Source organism: Paenibacillus sp. FSL R5-0908, assembly GCF_038006245.1.
GTDB classification, from domain to species: domain Bacteria; phylum Bacillota; class Bacilli; order Paenibacillales; family Paenibacillaceae; genus Paenibacillus_AQ; species Paenibacillus_AQ odorifer.
The window spans coordinates 4,392,764-4,414,032 of record NZ_JBBOUV010000001.1 but is presented as its reverse complement, the minus strand read 5'-3'; the positions used below and the strand labels follow the sequence as shown (position 1 = coordinate 4,414,032).

Genomic DNA, 21,269 nt, shown 5'->3' with positions numbered 1-21,269 from the left:
CTTGCCATGCAGAAGGGGGATAGAGGTATGGATACTAGCGGAAGTTCGTTATTAAAAAGAAGCTTAAGTAAATCTATCTATTATATAGTGTGCATTGTTATTGCCATCGTAATGTTTCTACCTTTTTATTGGAGTGTTCTTACATCCTTGAAGCCTGACGAAGAGATATTCGCCATGCCCATCCGGTGGTTTCCTTCACATTTGACCTTAGAACACTATCGTAAGGCATTTACTACGGTTCCGTTTGCGCTCTATTTCTGGAATTCGCTTGTACTTGCAGTAGCGGGTGTACTGGCGAATCTGTTCTTTGGTTCTATCAGTGGATACGCGTTCGCAAAGCTGAATTTTAAGCTCAATAAGCCAATATTCCGCGTGCTGCTTGCGGCGATGATGATACCAGGCATTGTGACGATGATCCCCACGGTTTATGTCATGCGCCATATTCCTCTTTTTGGAGGCAATGATATTTTTGGTAGCGGGGGTAACGGGCTGATGAACTCATTCTGGGGGATTATTCTTCCGGGCGCTTCTGGAACCTTTGCTGTGTTCTTTATGCGGCAATTCTTTCTCACCTTACCTAGTGACATGATGGAAATGGCCCGGATTGAAGGCTGTGGAGAGTTTAAAATATTTTGGCGGATATATTTGCCGCTGACTAAACCGGCGCTGGCTACTTTAAGTATCTTTACCTTCCAAGCGGGCTGGAACAGTTTCTTATGGCCAATGATTGTGCTGAATGATCCCGACAAAGCAACGATTCAGATGGGACTTCAAGCTTTCTCGTATAATTTTCAAACAGACTACGGTCCAATGATGGCTGGAGCGCTGGTAGCAATCTTGCCGATATTGGTGTTGTTTTTAGCGCTTCAGCGTTATTTTGTACAGGGGATAGCCTTCAGTGGTATTAAGGGTTAATGCAATAAAAATCGAACCAGGGAGAGAGTCTATATGAACCAATTGGAGATAGGGATTTGGGAGGAACGGGCGAATCAAGCACAAGCTGCATTGGATTCATTATTCTGGAATGAAGCGATCAAAATGTACAATATAGAAACACCTTGTCCAAATGGAGAATGCAACACGATTTTTCATTATTGGTGGATGGCCCATGCTGTGGATGTATTGGTAGATGGACTACAGCGGACTAGAGAGAACTGGTATGCCGAAAGGCTTTCCGCACTTCATGAAGGTCTGCTTCAGCGAAATGGTGGAGTATGGCCAAACGAGTTGTATGATGATATGGAATGGATGGCTCTCGCGTGGCTTCGTGCTTATCATGCAACAGGAGTGGAAGGTTATAAAGATACAGCCCTTCTTTTATGGAATGACATTCAGACAGGCTGGAACGAGCATATGGGCGGTGGGATTGCTTGGCAGAAATCACAGTTGGATTATAAAAATACACCAGCCAACGCACCGGCAGCTATACTTGCGGCACGCTTGTATCAAGCTTTTGGTGAAGCCAGCAATCTTGAATGGGCGTTAAAAATATACAGATGGCAAAAAGAGCATCTAGTAGATCCGGCAACGGGTTTTGTATGGGATGGCATGAATCGCACTGGTGATGGAAAGATCGATAAAGATTGGAAATACTCCTACAACCAAGGTATTTTCATTGGCGCAGCAGTTGAACTGTACCGTATCACTAAAGAGCAGGAATATTTAGAGGATGCTCACCTAACCTTTGCCGCCGCAGCCCATGAACTTGCTGACTCTCAGGGAGGTGTGCTGCCAGATGAAGGGAATGGTGATGCGGGACTGTTTAAAGGGATCCTGATTCGCTATACAGCTGAATGGGTCAAAGCTGATTCTGCAGCAGTTGATGCTGTTGATTTCCTGCGTGCGAATGCAGAATGTCTCTGGGAACAAGGAAAGTCAGAGGACACAGTGTTGTTTGGCACAGATTGGACTTCGTCCTCTGCTGGTGTAATTCAGCTCAGCTCCCAGCTTAGTGCGATCAAGCTGCTGGAGAAGATGGCTGAATTAACTAAGGAACAGGGTTGAGGTGAGTTCTTAATGACACAAGCAAAGGAAGCCATAGAAGCAGTCAGTTGGCGGGAAAAGTCCGAGTGGTTCCAACAATGTCTACTACGTAATTATTATAATGCTGAGACGGGGATCATGAACCAATGGTATCCCAGAGAGTACAACGTTGCGGGGGAAAACTTTTATTATTGGTGGCAGGCTCATGTCATTGATATTTTAGTAGATGGTTATGAGCGTAGTGGAGATCCTGTGTATTCCTTGAGAATTAAGGAGCTAAGTCAGAGTCTGCAAGCTTATAACGGGGAGACTTTCAGGCATAATTACTATGATGATATGGAATGGACAGCATTGGCGTTGCTGCGTGCTTATCGGGTTACAGGACATGAAGTCTATTTAAATGCTGTGCTTGATCTATGGGAGGATATTAAGACGGCTTGGAATGAACTGTTGGGTGGAGGTCTGGCGTGGAAGAAGGATCAGCTCGATTATAAAAACACACCTGCCAATGCACCTGCCGTCGTCCTTGCAGCCCGGTTATATGAACTTTTTCATAAGCAAGAGGATTTGGAGTGGGCGCTCCGTATCTATGAATGGAACAAAACATATTTGATGGATTCTACGACTGGTTTTGTGTGGGATGGGATGAATAGACTCGGGGATGGCCAAATCGATTACGATTGGGAGTTTACTTACTGTCAGGGAGTGTTTCTAGGCGCTGGCCTAGAGCTTTACAAGAATACGGGTGATGTTCATTACTTAGAAGATGCGAATCGAACGGCTAATACATGTATTGATCGGTTATGCGATCCAATTAATCTGATGTTACCTGATGAAGGTGTTGATGATACTGGATTGTTCAAGGGCATTCTGATTCGTTATTTGGTTCAGCTCTGTAAAGAGGTTCCTGAGGTTAGCAGGATTCGTGAAGTTATCATGGCCAATGCAATACAGTTGTGGGAAAAAGGTCTGGATAAACAACTGGGACTGTGCAGTTCATCGTGGGAAGTGAAACCGGAGCTTCCGGTTCAGCTGAGTATTCAACTCAGCGGCTTGATGCTACTGGAGGGTGCTGCGGCACTGGTGAACGAATAGCCTGAAATATATAAAGACACCTCAAGAGAGGTGTCTTTTTGTTGTTTAAATTAACTATCTGCAATTAGAAGATCCGATGTTTCCAGCCATTTAATTTAGCGATAGCCTCAATATAATAGTAGTCTCCATAGATCAGGGATACATCAATGAAGGAATTGCCACTGCCAGTTCCGTGCAATAAAATCGCTTCATGCTCCGGCAGCTCCCAGGTTGCGTAATTTTCCGTCAGTGAGCGCAGAATTCGCTCCGCTGCATTTGCATATAGACTTTTTTCACCTAAGGGTACGATATCTGCAAGCTCTAATAATCCTGAAGCGGCTATAGAGGCTGCGGAGCTATCTCGGAACATTCGGGTATCATCCTCTAGGCGGAAATCCCAATAAGGGACTTGATCCACTGGCAAAGCAGAGATGAAATAATGTGCGATCCGTTTAGCAGTGTTCAGGAAACGTTCATCTCCAGTGTGGCGATAAGTATTGATGAAGCCGTACAGTCCCCAAGCCGTTCCTCGGCTCCAAGAGGATTCAGCCGAATATCCTTGGCCACCAAAATTCTCAAGATAAGCACCTGTCTCTGCGTCAAAAGAAATAATATGTTTGGTGGATCCATCCTCACGTATGCCATATTGCATCGTCGTCTCGGCGTGGCTAATTGCAATATGCTTATAGCGGGGATCACCTGTCACTTTGCTGGCCCAGAACAGCAGGGAGATATTTAACATACAGTCGATAATTACCCAGCCGTATTTATCTTCATTCCATGCGCGGATGAATTTGCCTACAGGATTATAGCGGGCAGCGAGGAAGTTCGCTGCTTCAATTCCTCTGCGCAGGGCATCTTCGTCACCTGTAATTGTATGTTTGATTACAGCTGTCGGTAGGAATTGGAATCCCACATCGTGATGCATCTCAACTGTTGGTTTAATAAACCATTCCTCCAAGGTACCGTCCCAATGCCAAGCGGCCTCCTTGTAAAGATTTTTTCCGGTCATATCATGCATGATCCAGAGGAGTCCAGGCCAGAACCCTGTAGTCCACCAATCTGAACCGATATCATCAAATTTGCCATCTTTTCCGGCGAAATGCGGGCACTTATCACCGATCTGCTCTATCATACGTTCTACTTTTGTATCGAGTCTACCCATGATCTCTTGCCAATAAGGGTTTGTCATTGTTACTGCCTCCAGTGTATTTAGAATGTTATGAGTATAGCTTTCTAAAGCTCAGGAAAGTTGTGTTTTGATATAAGGAAATGTTTAATTATTGTCATGTTGAAGTTGGCTTTTAATTTATAACTGACAAAATACAAACATTTCTGCATAACACATTAAAACTTTATCGGAGTTGGAAGCGATACAATCTACATGAACAGGAGGATGGTAAAGTGGATGATTTACAAGTATATAAAGCACCTAAAGATATCCCGGGACGTGAGGATTATAAGGTCAGAGTACGGCAGCCTGAAGGAGAATGGCAGAGCTTGTTTATTTACGAGGTTAAGGTAGATATGCATGAGGTACGTCCTGCATCCATGGCTTATTTTGATCTGGAAGGTACAGTAGAAGTTGAAGTCACCTGTCTTTATACGGAGATTGATTGTGTGAACATTGCTCCGGCTTCGCGTGGGATCACTTACGAACATCATGGAAATACCCTTTTGTTTAAGCTAACGGGTCCGCAAAAGTTATCGATTGAGATCAACGGTGATATTTTTCGGAATCTGCATTTATTTGCTAACCCTAAGGAGAAGGATGCCCCTCAACCAGAGGATGCTAATGTCTTAGTAGTCCAACCGGGTATACACCGGAAACCTGATCTTTTACGTCTGCTGGATAATGCCGCTGCTGATCCTCGTGAAAAGAGGAAGGTGCTTTATTTCGCTCCGGGCACACATTATATAGAAGAAACAGTATTGCCGGTCCCTTCGGAAACCACGGTGTATCTTGCCGGAGGTTCAGTGCTTGTAGGTTCCTTGGTATGCGAGGGAGTTCATGATGTATCCATTCGTGGTCGCGGTATAATTTATCTTGCGGATTTTCATCGATTCTCGGCCTTTCGAGGGATACGAATTGTTTTTTCACGATCTATAAATGTGGAAGGTATTACCGTGATTGATCCGCCACATTACAGCATTTTCATCGGGCAGTCTGAGCAGATTGTGATTGATAATTTCAAATCGTTTAGCACTCGGGGGTGGTCTGATGGCATTGATATTATGTCTAGTTCCGAGGTTAGGATCCGGGATGTTTTTATGCGTAATTCTGATGATTGTATTGCTATCTATGGCTCGAGATGGGATTTTTATGGAGATACCCGCAATATTAGCGTTCGTGATTCCATTTTGTGGGCGGATGTCGCTCATCCATTGATGATTGGTACACATGGGGACCATGAACGGAACGGGGACACCATCGAGTCTATTGTTTTTGCAAATCTTGATATCTTGAATCATCACGAACCGCAAGAGAACTATTGGGGGGCACTGGCGATTAATGCCGGGGATCGAAATAAGGTATGTAATGTTCTTTATGAGAATATACGTGTGGAGCGTATTGAGCAGGGGCAGCTAATTGATGTGCGGGTGGTCTATAACAAGGACTACAATCCAGAGCCGGGGACAAGTATCCGGGACATTACATTTCGCGACATCAGCTATAGGGGGACGGCCAACCCTTCACGAATTTATGGATATGACGAAGAGAGAGCTGTTTCAAATGTGACCTTTGTCAATTTAAGGATCAATGGTGAACTGATGGACGCCCCCCGCCCAGAGCTGATAGATATTAATCATTTTGCTGAGAATATACTCTTCGTTACTGAAAAAAATACGGTTGTGTAGATTAGATCTAATTACTTTTTCTATATTTTAACGGCGTCGTCCCTAAGACTCTTTTGAACAGTTGATTGAAATAAGAGGCATTTGGAAAACCAACTGTGATTCCGATTTGCTCCACAGGCAGGTCTGTCGTTCCTAACAAGCGGCAGGCCTGTTTGATCCGGCGGGCAGTCAGATAATCAACAAGCCTTCCTCCGGTTTCCTGATGAAAGATTCTGGAGATATAGGATTTGGACAGATGAATCTCCTCAGCTAACTGATCCAGATTAACCTCCTCATGATAATGCTCTTCGATAAAACTCATGATTTTCTCAGAATAGCGCAAGGTTCGCCGTTCTCCGGATTGGAATACATGCTGATCTTCAGTTCCTATACTGCTCAATAATTGAAGAATTAACAGTGAAATGTCTTCGGTATCCTCAGTCAGACTGACTTTTTTATTGTGGTTATATTGCTCCAGAATCCACTCCACAGACTCAACGTGATCCTTAAGATCAAAGGCACAATGTGTATTTTTCCCTTGCCAAAGCGCTGTGAATAAAGCCTTTCTTTTCGCAAAACCCTCCAGCAGGTGCTCAGCAACATGTGGATCAATGTAGAAGATGGTTCGTTCAAAAGGACACTCGGGAGAAACCTCAGAATAGATCCGGTGCAGCTGATAGGGTTGGAAAAAGAATAACATTCCCCTGCGAATATCGTACATCTGCTGATTCACAACAACGTTTCCCTGTCCGCCATACACGAACATGACTTCACAGCATTGATGCCAGTGATAATAACCTTTGTAATAGTCGTCGGTATATATTTTATAATCCCAAATCAAGGTCTTATGTTCTTCAAAAACAACAGGTTCGAACAGCTGCTTCATAGGCCCTCCAAGATGACAAAATACAAACATTTTCTTATATTCCATTATAACTTTAATCGTTATGAAAGCGATACAATAAATACATTAAACTATGAAAAATCCGGTAGTGGAGGGTAACATTATGACGCGAAAAATTGTTAATCCGGTGTTGGCAGGTTTTCATCCAGATCCGTCTTTTATTAGAGTAGGGGATGATTATTATATCGCAACATCTACTTTTGAATGGTTTCCAGGTGTAGAAATCCATCATTCCAAGGATCTAGTTCATTGGCATTCCATTTCACGTGTTCTGACTGAAGCCTCACAAATAGATCTGCGTGGTAACGTAAGCTCTGGTTCCATTTGGGCACCAGCGCTTTCTTATGATCAAGGCGTATTTTATCTGCTATTTACAGATGTGAAATCTCGCAAAAGTGTATATAAAGATCTGCATAATTATTTAATTATAGCGACGGATATCATGGGCCCGTGGAGTGAGCCGATTAGACTTAATGGCAGCGGATTTGATCCATTTTTATTCCATGATCTGGACGGGACCAAATGGCTGCTTAATATGCGTTGGGATTTCCGTAAAAATCACAATAACTTCTCTGGCATCGTTATGCAGCAATATGACCCGGAGACTGGCAAATTAACGGGACCTATCCATGAAATTTATAAAGGGACACCTATCGGAGTGACCGAAGGTCCGCAATTGTACCAGAAGGATGGGTACTATTACTTACTGACAGCTGAAGGGGGCACTGGCATCAACCATATGGTTACTTTAGCTAGAAGCCGAAGCCTCACAGGTCCTTATGAGACTGATCCGGATTTCCCGATTATGACCACGGCGCATGATCTGACCTACCCGTTTCAGCAAGCAGGGCACGGATCGCTCGTAGAGACTCAGAATGGGGACTGGTACATGGCGCATTTATGCGCACGTCCGATTCCGGGAACGTCAACGATGAATCCGTTAGGCCGGGAAACTGCTATTCAACGCTGTGAATGGACAGAGGATGGCTGGTTGCGATTGGCCCACGGAGGGAAGCTACCTGCATTGGAGACCGTGGCTCCTGAACTGCCGATATTCACTTTTGAGGAGCTGCCAAACAGAGATGAATTTGATGGAGAGGTTCTTGGATTTCCATACCAAAGCTTGCGTGTGCCCTTTGATGAATCTTGGGTTAGCTTGAAGGAACGTCCGGGTTTTCTTCGTCTGCGCGGCAGAGAGTCGTTAGCTTCACTGCATGATCAGAGTTTAATTGCCCGGCCGATTCAACATTTTGAATGCTCAGCGACAACCTGTCTGGAATTCGAGCCGGATAGCTTCCTGCAAATGGCTGGATTAGTCCTCTATTATGATGACAGTGATTACTATTATTTGCGTGTTACCGCTGATGAGATTCGTGGAACTAGTTTGGGTGTTGTGCTGTGTAGAGGTGGTAAATACGATGAGATTTCCTCTATGCAACTCTCTGTGAAGAATTGGGATCGTTATTATCTAAAGGCGGAAATTCATGGACGTGATCTGTTGTTTTATGCTTCATCAGACGGGGTGAATTGGACAGCTGTCTGTACTCCCTTAGATTTTGGTACGCTTTCGGATGAATATGGCGGCAAGCTTGGCTTTACCGGTTCCTATGTCGGGGTATGTGCTCAGGATTTGGATCAGCAAGCGAAGCCAGCTTATTTTGACTATTTTGAATATAAAGCTTTATAGGGGTTCGGAAAAACCATAACATTCTTCATATTCTATTTTAGGATAAAATGTTAATTTTTACTTATCTTACATAGAAAGGGATGTTTATGATTTTGAAAAAGACTTATAAAGCCGCAATAACCTGCACGCTCTTGCTGAATCTGGCCCTGTCCTCTGCTGCAATGGCCGCACCCATCGACGTCGACGTGAGTAATTTGAAAGAAGTCCAGACTTCTGGACCGGAAAAGGTTTGGGTTGGAGAATGGAAGGGCGACGATACGATTATTGTGGACACACAAGGAAATGTTACTACAGTTGGAGAACTCAAAGAGTCTTCAAGCTTTGTACCTCCGGCAGATGACAATCTTATAAATAATGAATTGCTGGCACCGGAGCTGATAACACCTACTTTTGAACCAGATTCTCCGCAAGCCACTCTATCTTCCGCATATGGTCATGCGTGGCCGTATACAGCCGAAAATAGTTATGGGATTAACTGTTATGGTTATGCCTTAAGATTTCCAGGAGCAATCAATCCTGGTGATGGAGACGGGGTCTCGAATGTCAGAGATCCTGCCTATTTTACTAATGTGTATTATACTGCTGGTCTTGTAGTTCAAGATGGCAATACGAATCCTTTATACTTTAAGCCGGGTTGGCGGATACTTCCGGGCCGAACTGCAGCGATTAATTCCGATGAACATCGAATTGCACTTAGAGTGGGGTGGATCGACTCAAATGGCAATGGTAAAGTCGATATTCCTGAGGATAACGTTGATTACCACTTCATGCTTCAAAATAGCTCAGGTTTATGGTCAGAGAAACATGGACATCAAGCGTCTCAAAATACGGCAATTACAGATCCTAGCAATTTCGTCTGGAGCAATGGCTCTCTTTATGGTTTTTACAATAGCGTAACCGTTTATATTGCTGCAAAAGTATTTTAGAATTTCATAAAACATTACGTATGGAATAGCGATAGTCTTTTTTTTGAAGATTATGGCTATTCTTTTTTTAGTGTCGAATTGTTTATGGGATTTTGTATACATTTTTTAGATTTCATGTGATACAATTAAATTGTACACAAATTAAATGAAGGTGGTTATTTTGATGGTATGGGTAGCTAATATTATGGTCGGTGTTGTTGCGTTAATACATATCTATATTGTTTATTTAGAAATGTTCGCTTGGTCAAAGCCAAAAGGGCTTCGAGTCTTTGGAATGACACAGGAAGTTGCGGATGCTTCTAAAACACTGGCAGCGAACCAAGGGTTATACAATGGATTTTTGGCGGCAGGTTTAATTTGGGGATTGGTTCATCCGAATGTAAATTTCGGCCATCAAATTGAAATTTTCTTCTTGGCAACAGTTATTGTGGCGGCATTATATGGTGGACTGACGGTGAAAAAGTCTATTTTGTTTATGCAAGGTCTTCCAGCTTTAATTGCATTAATCCTCGTGGTTTCGATTTAAGATAACATAGAAGTAATCGATTAGGTTTCTACCTCGCGTACATGCGTGGTGGAAGCCTTTTTTGCGTAAGATCAAGAAATTATCGGGTAAGGAAATGCGCTGGATTAAAAACAGGACAGGAATTATGAACAGGTGTACCAAAAAACAGTAGAGAAGTGGTTGATTAATGTGTTATAGGTACAGGTGTGGTCCTTAGATAAGATTTAAGGGACTTTTTCAAACCCATTACATGCTTGTGTGGGCTGAATGAGTAGACAGAATGGCGTTTAATCTGAAAGTTCTAGACTTTAAAAGTAAATTCTCATCATAAAAAAAGAGCTGCTACCCAGCAGGGATCACCTGTCAGGGAAACAGCTCTTTTTATGTGCTGGTTTAAATGAGGATCTTATTTAATAGAGGCTGCATAAATCGCTTCTACAGATTTGGAGAGGAGCGCGTTAAACTCTTCTTCTGACTGCACAGCGCTTAGTCCCTGTGATAACGCACGTGAGAAGCTGGCGATCAGTCCTTGATTATGGGCGAGCTTATCGTTGGCCTCCGCTTGTGTGTAACCGCCGGACAAAGCGACAATTCGCAAAACATGAGGGTCATCCATTAATTCGCGGTAGAAATTATTCTCCGTTGGGATGGAGAGCTTAAGCATGACCTTCACGTCTTTGCCCAGCGTAGACAATTGGGCCGATAGTTCTTCTTTTAACAGCTTCTCTGAAGCTGTTTTATCAGCACTGTGGATATCAACTTCCGGTTCGATAATAGGAACGAGTCCCGCTGCTAAAATTTGCTTACCGATTTCAAACTGCTGTTCAACCACTTTTTTGATACCAGCAGGGTTAGCCTCTTTAATCACCGAGCGCATTTTTGTACCAAAGATCTTACGTTCGTTGGCCCGCTTCAGAAGATCACTCAAGCCTGGAATAGGCTTCATTAGTTGTACTCCGTCTTCAGGGTCGGCAAGCCCTTTATCAATTTTCAGGAAAGGCACAATCCCTTTTTTCTCCCATAGAAAATCGGCAGTATATTGCCCGTCTATGGAACGATCCATTGTGTTCTCAAATAAGATTGCACCCAGTATATGCTTAGAATCAAATGCAGGGCTCTTGATAATGCGCGTTCTCATCTCGTGAACCAACCCATACATTTGATCTTCATTAGAGTAACTGTCCTCTGCAACACCATATTGCAGCAGCGCTTTTGGTGTACTGCCACCACTTTGATCCAAGGCAGCTATAAATCCCTGTCCCGTCCGAATTCTTTCCCATTGCTCCATATTCATGAAAATTCTCCTTCCTTTCGTGAACTGAATGAAAATTTATATGTTCATTAACTATAACACTTAATGTAGCGGCTCTAAACAAATGGTATTGTAAACTCGGCTGGTAACTAGTCTATTGTAAGGGGGTTTGAATCTGCGATATAAGGACTTCTGGGTCCGGCTGTTCTATGAGGATGACGTGGTATCTACGTGTAAGGTCTCCTGAGTCCGGACTATCGATGGCGAGGACTTGCAGCGTCCGCATACGAGAACGAATCGACGTCTGAGGTCACCTGAGTCTGGACTAGCCAAGATTGAAGATACTACAGCATCGTTCGGACTGTATCGCAGCTATTTGGTGTTTTTGGAGCATTATTCAGAAGTATCGGACCGCATAGCTCTTATTGCCAAGTTTTTGCTCCAAAGAGGAGTGGATTTGGTCGAATAGCTGCACCTGAGTCCGATAGCATGGCGAAATGATCAAAATCTGCGAAATAGCGTCTCCTGAGTCCGGACCGTCGATGGCGGGGACTCGTAGCCTCCGCAGACGAGTAAGAATCGAAGTAGAATGTCACCTGAGTCCGAACCCATAGTTAGTGTGGACATAAAGCCTCAACTGACGTGTACGAATCGACGTCTGAGGTCACCAGAGTCCGGACTAGCCAAGATTGAAGATACTACAGCATCGTTCGGACTGTATCGCAGCTATTTGGTGTTTTTGGAGCATTATTCAGAAGTATCGGACCGCATAGCTCTTATTGCCAAGTTTTTGCTCCAAAGAGGAGTGGATTTGGTCGAATAGCTGCAGCTGAGTCCGATAGCATGGCGAAATGACCAAAATCTGTGAAATAGCGCCACTGAGTCCGGACTTTCGATGGCGAGGATGTGTAGCCTCAGCAGACGATTAAGAATCGACGTATAGCGTCATCTGAGTCCGAACCCATAGTTAGTGTGGACATAAAGCCTCAACTGACGTGTACGAATCGACGTCTGAGGTCACCTGTGTCCGGACTAGCCAAGATTGAAGATACTACAGCATCGTTCGGACTGTATCGCAGCTATTTGGTGTTTTTGGAGCATTATTCAGAAGTATCGGACCGCATAGCTCTTATTGCCAAGTTTTTGCTCCAAAGAAGAGTATATTTGGTCGAATAGCTGCATCTGGGTCCGATAGCATGGCGAAATGGGCTAAATCTGCGAAATAGCGTCTCCTGAGTCCGGACAGTTGATGATGATGACGTGGAGCCTCCGCATACGAGCACGAATCGACGTTTGAGGGCACCTGAGTCAGTTTCTTCCATGGTGTGGACATAAAACCACCGCAGACGAGTACGAATCGAAATTTGAGGTCATCTGAGTCCGGATTAGCCAAGATTGATGATACTACCGCATCGTTCGGACTGTATTGCAGCTATTTGGTGTTTTTGGATCATTTTTCAGGAGTATCGGACCGCATAGCTCTTATTGCCAAGTTTTTGCTCCAAAGAGGAGTATATTTGGTCGAATAGCTGCACCTGAGTCCGATAGCATGGCGAAATGATCAAAATCTGCGAAATAGCGTCTCCTGAGTCCGGACCGTCGATGGCGGGGACGAGTAGCCTCAGCAGACGATTAAGAATCGACATATAGCGTCATCTGAGTCCGAACCCATAGTTAGTGTGGACATAAAGCCTCAACTGACGAGTACGAATCGACGTCTGAGGTCACCTGAGTCCGGACTAGCCAAGATTGAAGATACTACAGCATCGTTCGAACTGTATCGCAGCTATTTGGTGTTTTTGGAGCATTATTCAGAAGTATCGGACCGCATAGCTCTTATTGCCAAGTTTTTGCTCCAAAGAGGAGTGGATTTGGTCGAATAGCTGCAGCTGAGTCCGATAGCATGGCGAAATGACCAAAATCTGTGAAATAGCGCCTCCTGAGTCCGAACCCATAGTTAGTGTGGACATAAAGCCTCCGCAGACGAGTAAGAATCGACGCTAAGGTCTCCAAGATCCGATCTCGCCGCAGCGGAGATGCGGGTAAACATAATGTTACTCCAAGCAGAAACTAAAGACGCTCGATGCGAACTTTAAAGTGATCCCCCAAAGCGCACACTTAGCAAACTACACTCACAGGGTACTCCTAGCAAACTTCAGAACAATCCCAATGGTTCACCTAGCAAACTCAAGACATTCACAGGCTTCCCTTCCCTTAGCAAACTACAATCACAGGGTTCACTTCATTTCACAAGGTTCACCTAGCACACCTCAACTCGTTCCCAATGGTACTCTTAGCAAACTTCAACCTATCCCCAATGGGCCTCTTTGCAACGTCATCTCATCCCCAATCGTTCTCTTCGCAGACTCCAAGCCACTCCAATGTGCTCAGCGAAAATTCCTTCGAAGTATTCTCAAATAATATTCCTCGAAGCAGTCACTTTTTATGCTTAATTCCCAAACTTGGAATCAAAGCGCATAGTCTTCATCAAGGCACGCCAGACCAAACCACTTCATTACTTAAAGTTAGTTTAAACACAGTGGAAGGATGAGCATATTTAGGCGACTGGGAATTTTGTTTATGTTGTAAACAGCTTTGTATGAACAATTTTAAATCAGAGTGTGTTAAGTCAGAGCGCCTAAACCCATGCTGGGAGCGGGTTGTTAAGTTATTTGTGGATTATTTCCCAGTAATTTAATACGAATAATCCAATAAGATAATTGATGTGACATTAATCATAATTACCAATTTGAAGCTTTGTGAAAATAATAACTTTTCGTAAATGTCGAAATGAGGTTGACGAATAAAAATATCAGTCGTATGATTGATTCTACTGAGTATGCTAGTAATTAAAAGTAAGTTAATAAATAATATATAACAGCGGGAGGAATGAAAGTGGAATCATCAACATTTGTGCTTTTTGGCGCTACAGGAGATTTAGCAAAACGTAAAATCTATCCTGCACTATATAACCTCTTTTTAGATGGTCAAATTTCAGGTCCTCTCTCAGTGATTGGATTAGGAAGAAGAGAAGTTTCAACCGAAGCTTTCCGTAAGCAAGTCCTGCAATCTTTGCAGACATTTTCTAGACAGCCGGCAGTAGAATCTCCACAGTTGCAGGTTTTCTTGGAAGCTTTTGAATATAGCGTTCTAGATGTAGGTAATACAGAGGATTATTTGAAGCTACTGGAGCATGTTAAACGTCGTGAGCAATTTTTTAACATTCCGGAGAATCGGATGTTCTATTTATCGGTGGGTCCTGAGTTTTTCAAGGAAATTGCCGCCAATATTCACTCCAGTGGTCTGGGATCTACGAAGGGCTGGAAGCGTCTGATTATTGAGAAGCCTTTTGGTACAGATTTGCAAACAGCAAGAGAGTTAAATGACAGCTTGAATGCCGTATTTACTGAAGAGGAGATTTTCCGAATTGACCACTTCTTGGGTAAACCGATGGTTCAGAATCTGGAAGTCCTAAAATATTCAAATCCTGTGCTTAGAGCACTGTGGAAAAATCGATATATCGCAAATGTGCAAATTACGGCGAGTGAGATTGTTGGCGTTGAAGAACGGGCAGGCTATTATGATAAAGCTGGGGCACTTCGTGATATGTTCCAGAACCATATGCTGCAATTGCTCATGATGATGGCGATGCAGCTTCCAAAAGGCAGTACACCTGAAGAGATCCGTGGGAAGAAAAGATATGTCATGGAGCGCCTCATTCCGCTAAGTAAAGACGAAGTTAATCAATATGTTGTCCGCGGACAATATGCTGAAGGTGAAATTAAAGGTAAATCTGTTGCAGGATACTTAGATGAACCAGGAATTAGCCAATCCTCACAAAATGAGACGTTTATTGCAGCGCGATTGTTTATAGATGATCCATTGTGGAATGAAGTTCCGTTCTATATCCGTACCGGCAAGAGAATGAAAGAGAAATCAACAAGAATTGTTATAGAATTTAAAGAACCGTTTAATGATAACAATAACAAAAATAAAGGGAATGACGTTCCAAATCTACTCATTATCGAGATCGGTCCGAATGAAGCCATTACGCTTCAGTTGAATACGAAGGATCAGCTGCAAAAAGGGAAACTTGAACCTGTCCTCGCTACTTATGAAGCCGGAACTTCAGACGTACCAGAAGCTTACGAAAATCTGATCTTTGATGCGCTTCGTGGTGATGCCACTTTCTTCGCTCACTGGAAAGAAGTCGAGCTGTCATGGCAATGGGTTACACCAATCCAGGAAGCTATGGAAGAGGGGCTAATGCCACTTCATACCTATGCTTCAGGTTCTTATGGTCCAGATGCGGCTGTGGAGCTTTTGGGTGAAGACCGCTGGTGGTTTGATGATGCAGATCAGGAGTCAGATCTTCTCGACGCTCAAGCAGAAGTTGCAGCAGCGCAGGAATCTATACGGCCAGGGGCTTAAGCCCCTGCCTGTTTTTTTTGCCAATTTAGCTAAAATACATCACAAGAATCTATAAATCGGAGGGAATTTACATGAAAGTAGGATTAGTTGGGTTAGGAAAAATGGGTTTTAATTTGGGTCAAAATTTGCTGGATCATGGACATGAGGTAGTTGCTTTTGATCTGAATGCACCTGCTGTAGAAGAAATGAAAGCTAAAGGCGCTAGTGGAGCAGTAACGCTTCCTGAATTGGTGCAGCAATTGGAAACACCAAGAATCATTTGGATCATGGTTCCGCATCAAGTCGTTGATTCAGTAATCGCTGAACTCACTCCACAATTGTCTAAAGGTGATATCGTTATTGAAGCGGGAAACTCGCACTACAAGGAATCTATTCGTCGGTATGAGGAATTGAAGGAGCACGGGATTCACTTTATGGATGCAGGTACCTCTGGCGGTATGGAAGGTGCTCGTAATGGCGCTTGTTACATGGTTGGCGGAGATCCCGAAGCTTGGGAGGTTGTGGAGCCTATTTTCCGTGATACAGCTGTAGAAAGCGGCTTTTTATATGCTGGTAAGGCAGGTAGCGGCCATTTTCTAAAAATGGTGCATAACGGTATCGAATACGGCATGATGGCTGCTATCGGTGAAGGTTTTGAGGTTCTTGAAAAGAGTGAATTTGACTACAACTTTGAGGAAGTAGCTCGGGTGTGGAATCACGGCTCTGTTATCCGTTCATGGCTGATGGAACTTGTGGAACGTGCCTTCTCGAAGGACGCTAAACTAGATGAGATCAAGGGCATTATGCATTCGTCTGGTGAAGGCAGATGGACGCTTGAAACCGCCTTTGATCTACAAGCGGCGACTCCGGTTATCGCAATGGCGTTATTGATGCGTTACCGTTCCCTTGAGACCGACACATTCACTGGCAAAGTAGTTGCTGCACTGCGTAACGAATTCGGCGGACATGCTGTGGAAACTAAATAAGATTAGCCGACTCTGAATTGAGTGTTTACAAGCTCGAATTTCCCGCAATTTATGTTGCGGAGAAATTTGGGCTTTTTATTTTAAGGGGAATAGATAATGGGAAGTATAGATGGAGTACGAATTTAATGCAGTTTACATATTTTAGGGGTAGAAGGGTAAGTTAGGAAGCAAGGGGGAGATTTCATGCGAAGTGGAATTCGTGAGCGACTTCATTTTCTAAATAAATTTCTGCATGCGCCCCGACAATATGGTAGTGTGACTCCCAGTTCACATTGGCTGGCCCAGACATTGCTTGATCCAGTGCCTTGGAACCAAGTGCATTCTATGGCTGAGTTGGGTGCGGGGACTGGTGCAATCACAAGGTTTATTCCGCGTGGAGAAAAGACCGGTATGAATGTTCTTCTATTTGAAATAGATCCTGATTTTCGCAGGCAATTAAGAGAGGAATTCCCCGGATGTTTCTGCAACAACGATTGTCTCCGGCTGCGTCTTGCGCTTCATAACAGCAGTCTGGAGAAGCTGGATTGTATCGTGAGTAGTTTGTCTTTGATGAATTTCTCGAAGCCAGACCGCACTAGGTTTATGGAACAGATCATTTCTTCTTTAAAAGAAGGAGGGTGGTTTATAACCTATGAATATTTTCCGCGGATGAAAACAGAGTTGAGCCAGCATTTTGAGATCCTACACACGAAGTGGGTGCTGCTGAATTTCCCACCAGCGCTAGTTTATATTTGCAGGAAAAAAACCACAACGCAAGTGCAACGCGAAAATCCCAAATCAACAGTCAACGTAGTCCCAAACTCTCAGGTTTATACAAAAAGATAATCATCTTTATACAACAAATGCCGTCACCCATTACTCATTGGGGAACGGCATTTTTAATTGGGCACCGAAGGCATTTGAGCCCGATCAATAGAGAAGCTCAATATTCTCTTTGTTCAAACGCTTCAACCAAACCTCAGAAGGCTGGCGGTCTGTGATCAAAAAGTCGATTTGGCCAAGCTCGATCAGCTTCGTAAAGGCGGTCTTATCGAATTTGGTGTGATCGGCCAGGAGTATGACCTTGTTAGCTTGACGTAGCATATATTTCTTGAGCTCACACTCCGGTTCATTAGAATCTGTGATGCCCCGCTCCATATCTATTCCTTTACAACTGATAACCGCAGTGTCCACATTGTATCTTTGAATGGTGTCATGTGCTACAGGACCCACGAGTGACATGGATCGGTAACGTAAAGAACCACCGGTAGAGATGATATCCATCCCTGAATTCGAGAACTCATGCAAAATATTAATCGAGTTCGTGATAATGGTCAAATTGTTTTTATTGCCAAGCAGTTTTAGAAACTCAAAGGCTGTGGAGCTAGGATCCACCATTAACGTATCTCCATCATTGATTAAATCAAGCGCCTTAAGGGCGATTCCCCGTTTGATATCTGTATTCAGCGCATTGCGTGTAACAAAAGGCAAATCCTCGTTCGTGTGACGATTCAGCATGGCCCCGCCATAGGTTCGGCTTAGGATGCCATCCTTCTCCAGCTTCTCCAAGTCTCTGCGTATCGTCTCTTCTGTAACTTCAAACATCCGGCTTAGATCAGAGACTAAAACTCGTTTATCCTGATGAACAAGATCTATGATTTTTTTGCGTCTTTCAGCTGCAAGCATAGGGATCACCTTTCCGAAATCTGTATATTCCTTAATCATAGCTCCAAATATCTGTGTTTTGCAATAAAATCAACGTAGAATCATGTTTGTTTTCCAATAATATTCACAAAACGGATATAAAACAAATAAAAACAACATAAATAATATTTAAAATGTTGACAACAAAGATTTACGGGCATACGATGAAGGAGAAAAGAAGTTCTGTAGTGGTAATTAGATTTGAAAGATACCAGAGCCGGCCCAGTTGCGATTCAGAGGCCAGCCTGAGACGCTGCAGCCGGGATACTACGCTCTAGCTTGCAGAGTTGTGTGTAAAACTTTGGTGTTGATAAATTAACTTTAGGAGGCTGGTCAAGCAATGAGCACGCATGTGTATTATGTTCCATCGATCAATATTATGGGCAAAGGATGCTTGCAGGAGATTGGTCCATACATCCAAGAGCTTAAATTAAAAAAGGCGCTTGTAGTTACGGACAAATTCCTTATGAAAAGTGGCATTGCTGGTAAATTGCTGGCGGTATTGGAGGAAGCGGGGATTGAATATGCCATCTATGATGAAGTGAAACCCAATCCGACCTGTAAAAATGTCCACGATGGCGTAGATTATCTCAAGTCGCAGAATTGTGATTATCTGATTTCCATCGGCGGTGGATCACCACAGGATACTGCCAAAGCCATTGGTATCCTTGCCACAAATGGCGGTCATATCAAAGAATATGAAGGTGTACACAAGTCTAAGCATAAATCACTGCCGATTGTTGCCGTGAATACCACAGCCGGTACTTCGGCTGAAGTGACCATTAACTATGTAATCACAGACGAAGAACGCAAAGTGAAGATGGTTATGGTAGATAAAAACAGCCTTGCGACGATTTCAGTCAACGATCCTGAGCTTATGGTTGAGAAACCCGCTGCACTTACCGCGGCCACGGGTATGGATGCACTGACTCATGCGATTGAAGCGTTGGTGACGCCAGGAGCTTATCCGGTAACTGATGCTACGGCACTAGCCGCAGTGGAGCTAATTTTTGCTAATCTGGCTCGTACTGTGAAGAATGGCCATGATATCGAAGCGCGTGAACAGATGGTATACGCGATATTCCTTGGCGGATTGGCTTTCAATAATGCGGGGCTTGGTTATGTGCATGCGATGGCGCATCAGCTGGGCGGCGTATACGATCTGCCGCACGGCGTATGTAACGCGATGCTGCTGCCTTTTGTGGAAGAAGAAAATGCCAAATATGTGCCTGAGAAATTCAGATCCATTGCTAAAGCGATTGGACTTAATGTAGAGAACCAAACGGATAAACAATGCGCAGATTTCGTAATTGAGTCGATCAAGGCGTTGTCTAAAGAAGTAGGGATTCCAGCCAAATTATCCGAGCTTGGTGTAGAAGAAGTAGATCTTGATCTTCTGGCTGAAAATTCGATGAAGGATGCTTGTGCACCAGGGAACCCTTTTATTCCTACTAAAGAAGAAGTTATTACACTGTTCAAAAAAATATTATAAATCACCCCTTATCATAGGAGATTGTTTATGAATAATCACATCGCCGTTGACATCGGGGCCTCAAGTGGGCGGCTGGTGCGCGGAATATTGCAAGAAGGTATTCTTTCCTTAGAAGAGCTTCATCGCTTTAGCAATAGCTTTACGGAACAAGAGGGTTCCTGTTTCTGGGACATTGATTATTTAGTAGAGCAGATTATGATCGGGCTTCAGAAAGCTAAAACCGATGGGATTACTACCTGTACGCTTGGTATTGATACATGGGGTGTAGATTATGTGCTGGTAGATGCGGAAGGGAATCGTGTTCAGGAAGTATACGCCTACCGTGACCGCAGAACGGATCTGGCTGTGGATCAGGTGGCACAGCAGCTTTCACCACAAACCGTCTATGAAAAGACAGGAATCCAGCAGTTATCCATCAATACCTTGAATCAATTATATGTTCATAAAGAAGAAGAGTTAGCGCAAGCGGATCAAATTTTACTTGTACCAGATTATCTATATTACCGACTGACTGGCTGCAAGATCAATGAGGTTACTATCGCATCTACAACACAGCTGTTGAATCTGGAAAGCCGGGATTTTGACGATGACCTATTAGAATTTTTGAATATCAGGAAAGATCAATTTGCAAAATTAACTGAGCCTGGTGTAGTGGTTGGTCCTCTTGACGAAGCTTTAATCCAACAATATGACCTGCCTGAATGCCAACTGATTTGTGTGGCTTCCCATGATACGGCCTCAGCAGTGCTAGGTGCTCCACTTCAAGAAGGTTCAGCTTATATCAGCAGTGGAACTTGGTCTTTACTCGGTGTAGAAAGAACGGAGCCTCTAAATTCTCTACAAGCCATGCAGGCCAACTACACCAATGAGTGGGGAGCCTACGGAACTTATAGATTCCTCAAAAATGTAATGGGCTTATGGCTTATTCAAGAGGTTCGCAGATTACTGAACAATTGTTATAGTTTTGCGGAGCTTGCAGAGCTTGCGCAGGGAGAAGAGGGGTTTCGCAGCCTCATCCCTTGTAATGTACCAAGGTTTCTAAATCCATCCAACATGATAGAAGAAATCCGCAGTGCCTGTATGGAGAGTGGGCAGCCCGTTCCGGAGACACCTGGACAGTTAGCACGTTGTGTTTTTGACAGCTTGGCGTTATCCTATCTAACTTATTTGGAAGAGTTGGAGGAGCTGACAGAAGGTCGGATCGAGGGATTGCAAATTGTCGGCGGCGGGGCGAACAATCGGCTTTTATGCCAACTAACAGCTGACGTTATTGGCAGGGAAGTAAAGGCTGGACCAACGGAAGCGACTGCCCTAGGAAATATAGTAGTGCAGATGATTAGCACAGATTCCATTGCAGACATAACTGAGGCAAGAGCTATTATCGAACAATCTTTTGAAATAACATCATACATTCCGCAGCCGATCAAGCATTTTGATAACATTCTAAATCGCTGGAGAAGCCTTCATCTGTCCAGAGTGAATGAGCTTATCTAAGCGAAACAGACATTGCACTATTTTAGGAGGATAAA

At 43.7% G+C, this 21,269-nt stretch carries 16 protein-coding genes; 12 read left to right on the top strand and 4 right to left on the bottom strand.

Annotated elements, in window-relative coordinates:
- The first annotated feature begins 27 nt into the window (after positions 1–27).
- From MKZ09_RS20155 to MKZ09_RS20145, 3 genes are read left to right on the top strand one after another with little or no spacing between them, the layout of a single operon-like run.
- The gene (locus MKZ09_RS20155; RefSeq protein WP_076142466.1) at positions 28–915 is read left to right on the top strand and encodes a carbohydrate ABC transporter permease; all 888 of its coding nucleotides are present in this window, start codon (positions 28–30) and stop codon (positions 913–915) included.
- A 33-nt stretch (positions 916–948) separates the two neighbouring features.
- The gene (locus tag MKZ09_RS20150) at positions 949–2,004 is read left to right on the top strand and encodes a glycoside hydrolase family 76 protein (RefSeq protein ID WP_076200742.1); all 1,056 of its coding nucleotides are present in this window, start codon (positions 949–951) and stop codon (positions 2,002–2,004) included.
- 12 nt (positions 2,005–2,016) lie between these two features.
- Entirely contained in the window at positions 2,017–3,078 is a 1,062-nt protein-coding gene (locus MKZ09_RS20145; protein ID WP_076200745.1) for a glycoside hydrolase family 76 protein, read from the top strand.
- A 64-nt stretch (positions 3,079–3,142) separates the two neighbouring features.
- Here MKZ09_RS20145 and MKZ09_RS20140 read toward each other — a convergent pair whose 3' ends face one another.
- Positions 3,143–4,249, bottom strand: coding sequence for a glycoside hydrolase family 88 protein (locus MKZ09_RS20140; protein ID WP_076200747.1), 1,107 nt, complete (start codon positions 4,247–4,249; stop codon positions 3,143–3,145).
- Positions 4,250–4,461: 212 nt separating this feature from the next.
- On the opposite strand from MKZ09_RS20140, the gene MKZ09_RS20135 reads away from it, so the two are divergent.
- Positions 4,462–5,916 carry a glycosyl hydrolase family 28 protein gene (locus tag MKZ09_RS20135; RefSeq protein WP_076200749.1) on the top strand — a complete coding sequence of 485 codons (1,455 nt, stop codon included), beginning with the start codon at positions 4,462–4,464 and terminating at the stop codon, positions 5,914–5,916.
- A gap of 7 nt (positions 5,917–5,923) precedes the next feature.
- On the opposite strand, the gene MKZ09_RS20130 is transcribed toward MKZ09_RS20135, so the two are convergent.
- Positions 5,924–6,781, bottom strand: a complete 858-nt coding sequence (locus MKZ09_RS20130) for an AraC family transcriptional regulator (protein WP_076200752.1) — start codon at positions 6,779–6,781, stop codon at positions 5,924–5,926.
- A 121-nt stretch (positions 6,782–6,902) separates the two neighbouring features.
- On the opposite strand from MKZ09_RS20130, the gene MKZ09_RS20125 reads away from it, so the two are divergent.
- The 3 genes from MKZ09_RS20125 (at position 6,903) to MKZ09_RS20115 (ending at position 9,938) form a co-directional block, all read left to right on the top strand.
- Positions 6,903–8,486, top strand: a complete 1,584-nt coding sequence (locus MKZ09_RS20125) for a glycoside hydrolase family 43 protein (protein ID WP_076200754.1) — start codon at positions 6,903–6,905, stop codon at positions 8,484–8,486.
- Between the two features lie 92 nt (positions 8,487–8,578).
- Positions 8,579–9,412: a hypothetical protein gene (locus tag MKZ09_RS20120; RefSeq protein WP_143766637.1), complete on the top strand. Its 834-nt coding sequence runs from the start codon at positions 8,579–8,581 to the stop codon at positions 9,410–9,412.
- Positions 9,413–9,575: 163 nt separating this feature from the next.
- A complete protein-coding gene (locus tag MKZ09_RS20115) occupies positions 9,576–9,938 on the top strand; it encodes a DUF1304 domain-containing protein (protein ID WP_076133826.1) in 363 nt (120 codons plus the stop codon).
- 385 nt (positions 9,939–10,323) lie between these two features.
- Here MKZ09_RS20115 and MKZ09_RS20110 read toward each other — a convergent pair whose 3' ends face one another.
- On the bottom strand, positions 10,324–11,211 hold the full coding sequence (locus MKZ09_RS20110; RefSeq protein ID WP_076200757.1) for a fructose bisphosphate aldolase: 888 nt from the start codon (positions 11,209–11,211) through the stop codon (positions 10,324–10,326).
- Between the two features lie 2,853 nt (positions 11,212–14,064).
- Here MKZ09_RS20110 and zwf point away from each other — a divergent pair.
- From zwf to MKZ09_RS20095, 3 genes are all read left to right on the top strand, one after another.
- Positions 14,065–15,600: a glucose-6-phosphate dehydrogenase gene (gene zwf / locus MKZ09_RS20105; RefSeq protein WP_076133824.1), complete on the top strand. Its 1,536-nt coding sequence runs from the start codon at positions 14,065–14,067 to the stop codon at positions 15,598–15,600.
- Between the two features lie 71 nt (positions 15,601–15,671).
- Positions 15,672–16,565: a phosphogluconate dehydrogenase (NAD(+)-dependent, decarboxylating) gene (gene gnd, locus MKZ09_RS20100; RefSeq protein WP_036688068.1), complete on the top strand. Its 894-nt coding sequence runs from the start codon at positions 15,672–15,674 to the stop codon at positions 16,563–16,565.
- A 183-nt stretch (positions 16,566–16,748) separates the two neighbouring features.
- Positions 16,749–17,390 carry a class I SAM-dependent methyltransferase gene (locus tag MKZ09_RS20095; RefSeq protein WP_076133822.1) on the top strand — a complete coding sequence of 214 codons (642 nt, stop codon included), beginning with the start codon at positions 16,749–16,751 and terminating at the stop codon, positions 17,388–17,390.
- 84 nt (positions 17,391–17,474) lie between these two features.
- Here the strand turns inward: MKZ09_RS20095 and MKZ09_RS20090 are convergent, their stop codons facing one another.
- A complete protein-coding gene (locus tag MKZ09_RS20090) occupies positions 17,475–18,230 on the bottom strand; it encodes a DeoR/GlpR family DNA-binding transcription regulator (RefSeq protein WP_076100077.1) in 756 nt (251 codons plus the stop codon).
- A 358-nt stretch (positions 18,231–18,588) separates the two neighbouring features.
- On the opposite strand from MKZ09_RS20090, the gene MKZ09_RS20085 reads away from it, so the two are divergent.
- Together MKZ09_RS20085 and rhaB are read left to right on the top strand one after the other, a co-directional pair.
- Positions 18,589–19,740, top strand: coding sequence for an iron-containing alcohol dehydrogenase (locus MKZ09_RS20085; RefSeq protein WP_076133821.1), 1,152 nt, complete (start codon positions 18,589–18,591; stop codon positions 19,738–19,740).
- Positions 19,741–19,767: 27 nt separating this feature from the next.
- Positions 19,768–21,234, top strand: a complete 1,467-nt coding sequence (gene rhaB / locus MKZ09_RS20080) for a rhamnulokinase (protein WP_076133820.1) — start codon at positions 19,768–19,770, stop codon at positions 21,232–21,234.
- Positions 21,235–21,269: the final 35 nt, after the last annotated feature.

Bases quoted from the DNA above. Each gene is read 5' to 3' on its own strand.
- MKZ09_RS20155 (WP_076142466.1), top strand. From the start codon at position 28: ATGGATACTAGCGGAAGTTCGTTATTAAAAAGAAGCTTAAGTAAATCT.
- MKZ09_RS20150 (WP_076200742.1), top strand. From the start codon at position 949: ATGAACCAATTGGAGATAGGGATTTGGGAGGAACGGGCGAATCAAGCA.
- MKZ09_RS20145 (WP_076200745.1), top strand. From the start codon at position 2,017: ATGACACAAGCAAAGGAAGCCATAGAAGCAGTCAGTTGGCGGGAAAAG.
- MKZ09_RS20140 (WP_076200747.1), bottom strand. From the start codon at position 4,249: ATGACAAACCCTTATTGGCAAGAGATCATGGGTAGACTCGATACAAAA.
- MKZ09_RS20130 (WP_076200752.1), bottom strand. From the start codon at position 6,781: ATGAAGCAGCTGTTCGAACCTGTTGTTTTTGAAGAACATAAGACCTTG.
- MKZ09_RS20125 (WP_076200754.1), top strand. From the start codon at position 6,903: ATGACGCGAAAAATTGTTAATCCGGTGTTGGCAGGTTTTCATCCAGAT.
- MKZ09_RS20115 (WP_076133826.1), top strand. From the start codon at position 9,576: ATGGTATGGGTAGCTAATATTATGGTCGGTGTTGTTGCGTTAATACAT.
- MKZ09_RS20110 (WP_076200757.1), bottom strand. From the start codon at position 11,211: ATGAATATGGAGCAATGGGAAAGAATTCGGACGGGACAGGGATTTATA.
- gnd (WP_036688068.1), top strand. From the start codon at position 15,672: ATGAAAGTAGGATTAGTTGGGTTAGGAAAAATGGGTTTTAATTTGGGT.
- MKZ09_RS20095 (WP_076133822.1), top strand. From the start codon at position 16,749: ATGCGAAGTGGAATTCGTGAGCGACTTCATTTTCTAAATAAATTTCTG.
- MKZ09_RS20090 (WP_076100077.1), bottom strand. From the start codon at position 18,230: ATGCTTGCAGCTGAAAGACGCAAAAAAATCATAGATCTTGTTCATCAG.
- MKZ09_RS20085 (WP_076133821.1), top strand. From the start codon at position 18,589: ATGAGCACGCATGTGTATTATGTTCCATCGATCAATATTATGGGCAAA.
- rhaB (WP_076133820.1), top strand. From the start codon at position 19,768: ATGAATAATCACATCGCCGTTGACATCGGGGCCTCAAGTGGGCGGCTG.